This is a genomic window from Streptomyces sp. NPDC005925, from assembly GCF_040638805.1.
Classification (GTDB): Bacteria; Actinomycetota; Actinomycetes; order Streptomycetales; family Streptomycetaceae; genus Streptomyces.
This window is the reverse complement of sequence record NZ_JBEXVL010000022.1, coordinates 85,522-96,515: the sequence shown is the minus strand read 5'-3', so window position 1 is coordinate 96,515 and position 10,994 is coordinate 85,522. Positions and strand designations below refer to the sequence as shown.

Below are 10,994 nucleotides of genomic sequence, written 5' to 3'. Positions count from 1 at the left end.
TGCCGTGCGGCTGCTCGGGGGTGCCCTCCGAGCGGGGGAAGAACTCGTACCAGGAACCGAACAACGCCCGCTCCCGCTCCACCAGCAACGGCAGCGGCTCGGACGCCGTGACCAGGTCCCGCAGCGGGTGCCGGGCCAGCACCGCGTCCACCTCGGGGGTCAGCGCCGCCGCCAGACGGGACGCCGGAGGGCGTGACACGTCGCGGAGCGCCGCCACGGCGGCCGACAGGACCGCGCGGTCCGAGGCCCCGCGACCGGTGCCCCGCGGGACCGCCTCGGCGGCCCGCTCGTACAGCCGCGCCCCCTCCTCCAGGACCAGATCCGTGTCCAGACCGGCCGGGATCTTGATCCCCGCGCGGTGCCGCCAGGTCGTCACCGGGTCGCCCCACCCCTCCACGGTGTACGTCCACAGGCCCGGCTCGCCGGCCGTGACCGTGGCGCCCCAGCGGTCGGTGCCCGGGGCCGACTCACGCATCGGCGTCCACGGGCCGGGCCGGCCGTCCGGGCCGGTGAGCACGACGTTCGCCGCGACCGCGTCGTGCCCCTCGCGGAACACGGTCGCCGAGATCTCGAACGACTCGCCGGTGACCGCCTTCGCGGGGCGGCGGCCGTGCTGCACCACCGGGCGGACGTCCAGGACGGGGATGCGGCCCACGGCGGTGCGGGGGACCGGGGCCGGTGGCCCGGCCGGGGCGGCCGGCGCCCCGGGCGGGTCCGGCCGCCGGCCGGACGGGGTGGCCGCCCGGCCGTTCTCGGGGGCGGGGGTGGTGCCGCGTCGCGGCGGCGCGTGGTGCTTGGCGGGCATGACCGCTCCTGTCCGCGTCAAACGAGGGTGGGTGGGCGGATGGCTGTGGGGAGGTGGGTCCTGCGGTGGTCGGTGGCGGGGTCGTCGGGTGGTACCTGCTGGGTTTCCCGGCGGGGCCTTCCCACCCCTGCCGAGTGGGCATTCCGGCACTTTGTTAACTACTCACGCGTATGTCCACACCGGAGACCCGCCCGGTTCCGGACACGGGGAGCCACTCCCCGCGTGCCCGGTCCGGACCCGCGGGGGGAGCGGATCCCGCGCCCCTCGTGCGCCGGGTTCGACCCTTACGGCCTGCCCCGGTTCCCGTGTCGGCGGCGTCCGCGCCGGTACTGTCGGGCGGGACGCAGACCACGCCCTCTCCAACGCGCCGAGGTGGAATGTGAAGGCGATCCGCCGGTTCACTGTCCGTCCCGTCCTCCCCGAACCCCTCCGGCCCCTCAGCGATCTGGCGCGTAATCTGCGCTGGTCCTGGCACGCGGAGACCCGCGAACTGTTCCGGTCCGTCGACCCCGAGCGGTGGGACGGCGACCCCGTGCGGCTCCTGGGCGGCGTGTCGCCGGGCCGGCTCGCCGAACTGGCCGGGGACCCCGGCTTCCTCCAGCGGCTCACCGCCGTCGCCGACGACCTGCGCGCCTACGTCGGCGGCGCCCGCTGGTACCAGGAGCAGTCCGGCGACCTCCCCGCCGCCGTCGCCTACTTCTCGCCCGAGTTCGGGATCACCGCCGCCCTGCCCCAGTACTCCGGAGGCCTCGGCATCCTCGCCGGCGACCATCTGAAGGCCGCCAGCGATCTCGGCGTGCCGCTCGTCGGGGTGGGGCTGCTGTACCGGCACGGGTACTTCCGGCAGTCGCTGTCCCGGGACGGCTGGCAGCAGGAGCACTACCCCGTCCTCGACCCCCACGAGCTGCCGCTCACCCAGGTCGAGGAGGCCGACGGCACGCCCGCGCGGGTCGTCCTCGCCCTGCCCGGCGGGCGATCCCTGCGGGCCAGGATCTGGCTGGCCCAGGTCGGCCGGGTCCCGCTGCTGATGCTGGACTCCGACGTCGAGGAAAACGACCTCGGCGAACGCGGCGTCACCGACCGGCTCTACGGCGGCAGCAGCGAGCACCGGCTGCTGCAGGAGATGCTGCTCGGCATGGGAGGTGTGCGGGCCGTGCGGACGTACTGCCGGCTCACCGGGCACCCCGAACCCGAGGTGTTCCACACCAACGAGGGCCACGCCGGATTCCTCGGGCTCGAACGCATCGCCGAGCTGTGCGGCACAGGGCTGGACTTCGACGCCGCGCTGGAGGCCGTGCGGGCCGGGACCGTGTTCACCACGCACACGCCCGTGGCGGCCGGCATCGACCGGTTCGACCGGGAACTGGTCGCCCGGCACTTCGGGCCGCAGGCCGAACTGCCCCGCCTCGACGTCGAGCGCATCCTGCGGCTCGGCACGGAGACCTACCCGGGCGGCCGTCCGGACCTGTTCAACATGGCCGTCATGGGCCTGCGCCTCGGGCAGCGCGCCAACGGCGTGTCGCTGCTGCACGGCAAGGTCAGCCGCGAGATGTTCGCGGGGCTGTGGCCGGGCTTCGCCCCCGAGGAGGTGCCGATCACCTCCGTGACCAACGGAGTCCACGCCCCCACCTGGGTGGCGCCCGAGGTGTTCCGGCTCGGCGCCCGGCAGATCGGCGACCGGCGCGCCGAGGAGGCCCTCACCGTCGGCGACATCGACCGGTGGGACTCCGTCGCCGACATCGCCGACCAGGACATCTGGGACCTGCGGCGGTGCCTGCGCGAGCAACTCGTCCAGGAGGTGCGGCGGCGGCTGCGCGCCTCCTGGCGGCAGCGGGGCGCCGGGTCCGCCGAGCTGGGATGGATCGACGGGGTGCTCGACCCCGACGTGCTGACCATCGGATTCGCCCGGCGGGTGCCGTCGTACAAGCGGCTGACGCTGATGCTGCGGGACCGGGACCGGCTGACGGGGCTGCTGCTGCATCCCGAGCGGCCCGTGCAGGTCGTCGTCGCCGGGAAGGCGCACCCCGCCGACGAGGGCGGCAAGCGGCTCATCCAGCAACTGGTGCGGTTCGCCGACGACCCGCGCGTACGGCACCGGATCGTGTTCCTGCCCGACTACGGCATGGGCCTCGCCGAGAAGCTCTACCCCGGCTGCGACATCTGGCTCAACAACCCGCTCAGGCCGCTGGAGGCGTGCGGGACCAGCGGCATGAAGGCCGCGCTCAACGGCTGCCTCAACCTGTCGGTGCTCGACGGCTGGTGGGACGAGTGGTTCCAGCCCGACTTCGGCTGGGCCGTTCCCACCGCCGACGACGCGGGCACCGACCCGGACCGGCGCGACGACATGGAGGCCGACGCCCTCTACGACCTGCTGGAACAGCGGGTCGCGCCGCGCTTCTACGAACGCGGGCACAGCGGGCTGCCCGACCGCTGGATCGAGATGGTCCGCCGGACCCTGTCCCTGCTCGGACCGAAGGTGCTCGCCGGGCGCATGGTCCGCGAGTACGTCGAGCGGCTCTACGAACCCGCGGCCCGCGCCCACCGCGCCATGACCCCGGCCGCCGCCCGCGACCTCGCCGCGTGGAAGGCCCGGGTGCGCGAGGCCTGGCCCGACGTGACCGTGGACCACGTGGAGGCCTCGGCGGCCACGGACACCGCCGAACTCGGTACGACGCTCGGGCTGCGCGTGCGGGTCGGCCTCGGCGGTCTCGGCCCCGAGGACGTCGACGTGCAGGCCGTGTCCGGGCGGGTCGACTCCGAGGACCGCATCACCGACGCGAGGTCCGTGCCGCTGAAACCGTCGGGCGGCCCCGACCAGGACGGACGCCGGATGTACGAGGGCCCGCTCTCCCTGGACCGCACGGGCCCCTACGGCTACACGGTCCGCATCCTGCCGGCGCACCCCCGGCTCGCCTCCGGCGCGGAACTCGGCCTGGTGGCGGTCCCGTCGGACGACGTGGTGGACGCGGCCGGGGTGCTGATGAGGTGAGCCGGTCGCGCACCCGGCCGCCGGCCCGTGCGGTGGGCCGGCGGCCGGATGCCCGCGGCGGTGGTCAGTCCTTGACCTCCGTGGACAGCTGACGGAGCACGTTCCCGCAGCGGCGCGCGTACGCGTGCTGGAAACCGCGGGTCGCCGGGCCGCCCGCCTTCGCGTACCACTTGGCGGGGCGGCTGAACGCGGACACCGTGAGCCAGACCGTGCCGTCGCCCGTGCGGTCCACGACGAAGGCCTCCTCGCCGCTCTCCGGGTGGCCCGCCAGCGTGCCGTACGCCCAGCCGGCCCGGCGGTGTTCCTCCACCGTCCACACCACCCGGCACGGCGCCTTGATCACCCCGGCCAGGGACACGGTGACGTCGACGCCGGGCGCGGCACGGTCCGCGCTCGCGGTGATGCCGACGCCGAGCGTGCGGTGCATCTCCCAGGTGAGGACCGCCTCCGCCGCCCGGCGGAACACGTCGTGGCCCTCGCCCAGGCGCGTGCGCACGTGCAGGGAGTGGAAGCCCGGCGGGCAGAAGCCCTGCTTGCGGGTGGCGCCGACGTCGTCGTACGTGAAGGACATGAGGCCATAGCGTAGGGCGGCACCCGGAAGCGTGGTGCTCCGGGTGCCGCCCGCCGAACGCCGGGAGCGTCAGGCGACGTTCACGGCGGACCAGGCCGCCGCGACCGTCTTGTACTCGGTGCTGTCGGCGCCGTACAGGTCCGTCGCCGCCTTCAGGGTCGCCTGGCGGGCCGCCGCGTACTTCGTCGTCGACGTCATGTACGTGGTCAGCGCCTTGTACCAGATCTGCAGCGCCTTGTCCCGGCCGATGCCGGTGACCGTGGAGCCGTCGGACGTGGGCGAGTCGTACTCCACGCCGTTGACCGTCCGCTTGCCGCTGCCCTCGGACAGCAGGAAGAAGAAGTGGTTCGCGACACCGGACGAGTAGTGCACGTCCATGCCGCCCACGGACGAGGACCAGGCGTCCGCGGAGCTGCCGTCCTTGCTGGGCTTGTCCATGTACCGCAGCGGGCTGCCGTCGCCGCGGATGTCGATCTCCTCGCCGATGAGGTAGTCACCGGCGTCGGCGGGGTTGTTCGCGGCGAACTCCACGCCGGTGCCGAAGATGTCGCTGGTCGCCTCGTTCAGGCCGCCGGACTCGCCCGAGTAGTTCAGGCCCGCGGTGTTGGAGGTGACGCCGTGCGACATCTCGTGGCCGGCGACGTCGAGCGACGTGAGCGGGTGGGTGTTGCCCGAGCCGTCGCCGTACGTCATGCAGAAGCAGCTGTCGTCCCAGAACGCGTTGACGTAGCTGTTGCCGTAGTGGACCCGCGAGTAGGCGGCCTGGCCGTCGTTCTTGATGCCGCTGCGGCCGAAGGCGTTCTTGTAGAAGTCCCAGGTCATCTGGGCGCCGTAGGCGGCGTCCACGGCCGCGGTCTGGTCGCCCGGGTCGCTGGAGGCGGTGCCCGTGCCCCACGCGTCGTCCGCGTCGGTGAACAGGGTGCCCGCGCCCGAGGTGGAGCGGGCCAGGTTGGTCGTGCGGTGACCGCCGCGCCCCGCGTCGGTCAGGTTGTACTCCGAGCCCGACTGCGTGGTGCCGAGGGTGACCTCGCCGGAGTACAGGCTCTTGCCGCTGCCGGTCTCGATGCCCTGGTACGCGTAGAGCTTCTTGCCGGTGGCCGCGTCGGTGATGACGTGCAGCTCGTTCGGGGTGCCGTCGTGCTGAAGGCCCCCGACGACCGTCTCGTAGGCCAGGACGGGCTTGCCGTCGGCCGCCCAGACGACCTTGCGCGGGGCCTCGCTCGCCCCGGTGCTCTCCGAGCCGGCCTTCTTCGCGAGGGCCACGGCCTGCCGCTCGGCCTTGGCCGCCGGGACGCCGGCCTTGACGGAGGCCACCTCGACGGCGGCCTTCGTGGCCTTGGTGACGCCCTTCGTCGTACCGGACTCGGTGGTGTGGACCACGAGGTCCCCGCCGAGGACCGGCAGACCGTCGTAGGTGCGCTCGTAGCGCGTGTGGACCGTGCCGTCGGCGTCCTTCACGACGTCTCTGACGACCAGCTTCTCCTGCGCGCCGAGGCCCATCTCGCGGGCCGTCTGCGACGCGGCCTGCTGCTGCTCGCGGATGAGCGCGGTGCGCTCGGCCTTCGACAGCAGGACCGGCGCGCCCGCGAGGGCGGGCCGGGCGGTGGTGCCGGTGGCGTTCTGGGCGCTCGCGCTGGTGGTCACACCGGTGGCGAGCAGGGCGCCGGCCGCGACGGTGGTCGCGATGGCCAGCGTGATGCGCTTGTTACGCGCGTAGTGGGGGGACACACAAACTCCTTCGTGGGGGGAGATCCGGCCCGTGTGTGGGGCACCGTGCCGGAGTTGAGGGGTGAGGTTGTGCGGCGAGTGACGGAAGCCTGACATTCGCGGCACGTACATGTCATGACCCTCAAGTAACATTGGCTGAAAACAGTCGTTCTGGTGAACGGTGTGGCGATGTGAACGCGGCTGACCTCTGTAAAGCGGCAACAGCGGACGCGTAATGCTCTGGCAAAAAGCAGGCGCCGCCCCGGGGAGTTGAACCACCGGGGCGGCGCCCTGTTCCAGAGACGCTCAGCGTCTACGGCCTCACGGCCGCACTACGGCTCTGCGGTCTTCCCGGGTTACGGGAAGGTCAGCGCCCAGCCGTTGATGTAGCCCGTGTCCTGCGACGCCACGTCCTGGACCCGCAGCTTCCAGGTGCCGTTGGCGACCTCGGAGGAGGCGTTGACGAGGAAGGTCTCGTTGACGTTGTCCGCCGAGTCGGAGCCGCTGGAGTTCTTCAGGCGGTACGCGGTCCCGTCCGGGGCCACCAGGTCCACCACCAGGTCACCGCGCCAGGTGTGCACGATGTCCACCGCGACCTGGAGGTTGCTGGGCGCGTTGCCCGCGCGGCCCGACACGGTGATCGAGGACGTCACGGCCGCGCCGTTGTCCGGGATCGACACGTCGGCGGTGCTGTCGAACGTGGTGCCCGTGCTGCCGCCGGAGCGGGTGCCCACGGCGACGCCCGCCCAGGCGTCCTGCACGGCCTTGTACTCGGCGCTGCTCGTGCCGTACAGCTCACCGGCCGCCGCGAGGGTGCCGGTCCGGGCGCCCGCGTAGTTGGTGGTCGACGTGAACTTCGTGCTCAGCGCGCGGAACCAGATCTTCTCCGCCTTGGCGCGGCCGATGCCGGTGACCGGAAGGCCGTCCGCGGTGGGCGAGTTGTAGGTGACACCGTTGATGGTCTTGGTGCCGCTGCCCTCGCTCAGCATGTAGAAGAAGTGGTTCGCCGGACCGGACGAGTAGTGCACGTCGACCGAGCCGATGCCCGAGTACCAGGAGTCCTTGGACGCGCCGTCCTTGCTCGGCTTGTCCATGTAGCGCAGCGGCGTGCCGTCGCCGTTGATGTCGATCTCCTCGCCGATGAGGTAGTCACCGACGTCGGAGGCGTTGTTGGCGTAGAACTCGACACTCGTGCCGAAGATGTCGCTGGTGGCCTCGTTCAGGCCGCCGGACTCGCCCGAGTAGACCAGGCCCGCCGTGTTGGCGGTGACGCCGTGGCTCATCTCGTGACCGGCCACGTCGATCGACGTCAGCGGGTTGGCGTTGCCCGAGCCGTCGCCGTACGTCATGCAGAAGCAGCTGTCCTGCCAGAACGCGTTGACGTAATTGTTGCCGTAGTGGACCCGCGAGTAGGCGGCGGCGCCGTCACCGCGGATGCCGGTACGGCCGTGCACGTTCTTGTAGTAGTCCCAGGTCAGCGCCGCGCCGTAGTGGGCGTCGGCGCCGGCCGACTCCAGGTTGGACGGGCTGCCGTTGCCCCACACGTCGTCGGGACCGGAGAACAGCGTGCCGGTGCCCGAGGTGCCGTGGTTGAGGTTGTAGGTCTTGTGACCGCCGCGCGCACCGTCGGTCAGGTTGTACGTCGAACCCGACTGCGTGGTGGTGAGGTTGACCGTGCCGCTGTAGACCGTGTTGCCCGTCCCGGTCTCGACGGCCTCCCACTCGAACAGCTTCTTGCCCGTGGTGGCGTCCGTGACGACGTGCAGCTCCTGCGGGGTGCCGTCGTGCTGCAGGCCTCCCACGACCGTCTCGTACGCCACGACCGGCTTGCCGTCGGCCGCCCAGATCACCTTGCGGGGCGCGCGGTCGACGGCGGGGCTCTTCGCCTTCGCCGCCTTCGCCACGCCCAGCGCCTGCTGCTTGGCCTCGGCGGCGGGCAGCGCGGCCTTCGTCGTCGCCGGCTTCACGGCGGCGCGGGTGGCCTTGACGACGTCCTTCGTGACGCCCGCCTTGGAGGTCTCCACGACGAGGTCGCCGCCGAGGACGGGCAGGCCGTCGTAGGTGCGCTCGTAGCGGGTGTGCACGGTGCCGTCGCGGTCCTTGAGGACGTCACGGACGACGAGCTTCTCCTTGGCGCCGAGGCCCAGGTCGCGAGCGGCCTCCGCCTTGCCGGCGTCGGCCTGCCGGATCAGTTCCGCCCGCTGCGAGGGCGACAGCCGTACGGACTCGGAGCCCGGTGCGGCCTTCGTGGCCTGCTGGGGCGCGGCGCTGGCGGTGCCCGTCTGGACGGCCGCGGCGATCAGAGCGGCGACACCGGCCAGGGCGACGGCCGCGGTGTGGGAGGTGCGTCTGTGGGAGGACCCTGTTCTCAACACTGACTCCTTCTGCGTGGCCGCGGACTGCACGGCCAGGGGAGACCGGTCGGCTGACGAGCCGTCCGGGCACAACGAGGTGTTACGCAGAACCAAGTGCGCGAGCATCGGCCGCCGCGCAGCGCTGAACGGTGGTGCTGTGGGGTTGCTGTACAGCGGCCGGGGGAAGCGTGGCAGGAGAATCGCGGATTTGTCAGGAGCGCGTCAGCAAGTTGGCTGGAAACGGTTCGTTGACCGGGGGGTCATGTTCGCTATACGGACACGGTGTGACAGTGGGGCGGGCGGGTCCGTCCGGGGACGCGGCGCGGCGCCCCGGGCGACGCTCGTGCCGGGGCCGCGGTCGGCAGTCGAGGCCGGGTCGGGGCCGTCGGTGGGGTGCGGGGCGGGTGGTCGGAGGGCGGCGCGGGTGGTCCGGGGCCGGACGCTGGACGGTCGCTCGGGCGTGCGCGGCGGTCGGGCCCGGGCGGTCGGTCGGGGCGCGGGCCGGGTGGTCGGGCGCGGGGCGGTCGGCAGGGGCGGGTGTGGTGGTCGGGCGCGGGGCGGTCGGCCGGGTCAGGTGCCGTCGGCCGGGCGGTCTGTGGAGGGCCGGTCGGCGGGGCCGTGGTCCGCGGAGGGCCGGTCGGCGGTGGCCCGGTGCGCGGAGGCCCGGTCGGCGTGGGGGCGGTCGGTCGGGCGGTCTGCGCGGGCCGGGCCGGGGTGCGGCCGGTCGCCGTGCCAGGAGTGCCAGAGCGCGGCGTACGCGCCCCCCGCCGCCACCAGCTCGTCGTGCGTGCCCAGTTCGGTGAGCCGCCCGCCCTCCATCACCGCCACCCGGTCCGCGTCGTGCGCGGTGTGCAGCCGGTGCGCGATCGCGATGACGGTACGTCCCCCGAGTACGGCCGCCAGCGCGCGCTCCGTGTGCCGGGCGGTCGTCGGGTCCAGCAGGGCCGTCGCCTCGTCGAGGATCAGGGTGTGCGGGTCGGCCAGCACCACCCGGGCCAGGGCGAGCTGCTGGGCGGCCGAACCGTCCGGGCGGTGGCCCGGGTGCCCCCGCTGTCCCAGGGGCGTGTCCAGGCCGACGGGCAGTTCGCGCACCCAGTCCGCCGCGCCGACCGCCTCCAGCGCGGCCCACAACTCCTCGTCGCCGGCGGTCGGTTCGGCTATGCGCAGATTGTCGCGGACGGTGCCGAGGAAGACGTGGTGCTCCTGCGTGACCAGGACGACCTGGCGGCGCAGTGCCTCGGGGCCGAGGGCGACGACCGGTACGCCGCCGACCGTGACCGTGCCCGAGGTCGGCGCGTCCACCCCCGCCAGCAGCCTGCTCAGCGTGGTCTTGCCCGCCCCGGACGGCCCGACGACGGCCAGCCGCTCCCCGGGCCGCACCGTCAGATCGACCCCCCGCAGTACCTCGCCGCCCCGGTCGTAGGCGTAGCGCACACCGGTCACGTCGATGCGGTCGCCGGAGGGAAGGGGAGGCGACGCGGCGGGTGAAGTGTGCTCTCCGGCGGGGCGCGGGACGCGGGCCAGACCCTCCACGCGGGCGAACGCCGCGCCGCCGCTCTGCAGTTGCTCGACGCGCATCAGGATCTCGTCCACGGGCGCGCTCAGCTGGTGCAGATACAGGGCCGCCGCCACGACCGTGCCCGGCGACACCGCGCCCCGCGCGTGCAGCAGCCCGCCCACCAGCAGACAACCGGCCACCGGCAGGACGTACGACATCTCCACCGACGGGAAGAGCACCGAGCGCAGGAACAGCGTGCGGAAGCGGGTGCGCCGGGACGTCTCCAACGCGTCACGGCTCGCCGCGATCCGCTGCTCCCGCAGCCCGAACGCCTCGACCGTGCGGGCGCCCGACGCGGTCGCCGCGAGGATCTCCGCCACGTCCGAGGTGGCCGCGCCCTCGGCGAGGTAGCCGTCCCGGGCCCGGCGCAGATACCACCGCATGGCCATGTGAACGGGCGTGAGTCCGAGCACGCCGACCAGGCCGAGCAGCGGGTCCAGGGCGAAGACCGCGCCCATCATGAACAGCGCCTGCACGGCGTTCACGAGCAGTTCGGGGCCGCCGTCCCGCAGCGTCGTGCCGACCGCGGTCACGTCGGCGGTGCCGCGCGCCGTCAGATCTCCGGTCCCCGCCCGCTCCACCACGGACGCGGGCAGCGCCAGCGCCCGGTCCACGAACCCCTCCCGGATCCGCGCCAGCGTGCGCTCCCCGAAGCGGTGACCGACGTAACGGGCCCAGCGGGCGAGCAGCAACTGCGCCACGGTGCACAGCAGGATGGCGAGCGCCATCCGGTCCACGGCACCGACCCCGCCGCCGGCCCGCGCCTCGTCGACGATCCGCCCGAGCAGCCACGGCCCGGCCAGCCCGGCCGCCGCGGCGAGAGAGTTGAGGGCGAGGACGATGCCGAAGGCCCGCCCGTCCGCCCGCACCAACCCGACGGCGGCCCGCCGCACGTCACGGCGGGTGGCTACGGGAAGGTGGCCGGAGCCGGATGCCGCGGGGGCGTCCGCCGCGCCGAGCAGTGGGTCGTCCGGTGCGTCGGCCGGAGGGCCGTCCGTCACGGCGACCGC

At 73.4% G+C, this 10,994-nt stretch carries 6 protein-coding genes; 1 reads left to right on the top strand and 5 read right to left on the bottom strand.

Annotation, left to right across the window (positions count from 1 at the left end):
• The coding region (locus tag ABZ354_RS22295) for a maltotransferase domain-containing protein (protein WP_358659312.1) at positions 1–805 on the bottom strand (805 nt) is incomplete at its 3' end.
• Positions 806–1,184: 379 nt separating this feature from the next.
• On the opposite strand from ABZ354_RS22295, the gene glgP reads away from it, so the two are divergent.
• The gene (gene glgP, locus ABZ354_RS22290; RefSeq protein ID WP_358659310.1) at positions 1,185–3,794 is read left to right on the top strand and encodes an alpha-glucan family phosphorylase; all 2,610 of its coding nucleotides are present in this window, start codon (positions 1,185–1,187) and stop codon (positions 3,792–3,794) included.
• Between the two features lie 64 nt (positions 3,795–3,858).
• On the opposite strand, the gene ABZ354_RS22285 is transcribed toward glgP, so the two are convergent.
• The 4 genes from ABZ354_RS22285 to ABZ354_RS22270 all read right to left on the bottom strand — a co-directional run bounded on the left by ABZ354_RS22285 (position 3,859) and on the right by ABZ354_RS22270 (position 10,946).
• Positions 3,859–4,365, bottom strand: coding sequence for a DUF1990 domain-containing protein (locus tag ABZ354_RS22285; RefSeq protein WP_358659309.1), 507 nt, complete (start codon positions 4,363–4,365; stop codon positions 3,859–3,861).
• A 69-nt stretch (positions 4,366–4,434) separates the two neighbouring features.
• Positions 4,435–6,093 (bottom strand): M4 family metallopeptidase, encoded by a 1,659-nt coding sequence (locus ABZ354_RS22280; RefSeq protein ID WP_358659307.1) that lies wholly within the window; start codon positions 6,091–6,093, stop codon positions 4,435–4,437.
• A gap of 335 nt (positions 6,094–6,428) precedes the next feature.
• Positions 6,429–8,444, bottom strand: a complete 2,016-nt coding sequence (locus ABZ354_RS22275; protein WP_358659305.1) for a M4 family metallopeptidase — start codon at positions 8,442–8,444, stop codon at positions 6,429–6,431.
• A gap of 552 nt (positions 8,445–8,996) precedes the next feature.
• Complete coding sequence (locus tag ABZ354_RS22270) at positions 8,997–10,946, bottom strand: ABC transporter ATP-binding protein (protein WP_358659322.1); 1,950 nt, start codon at positions 10,944–10,946, stop codon at positions 8,997–8,999.
• Between the last annotated feature and the right edge of the window lie 48 nt (positions 10,947–10,994).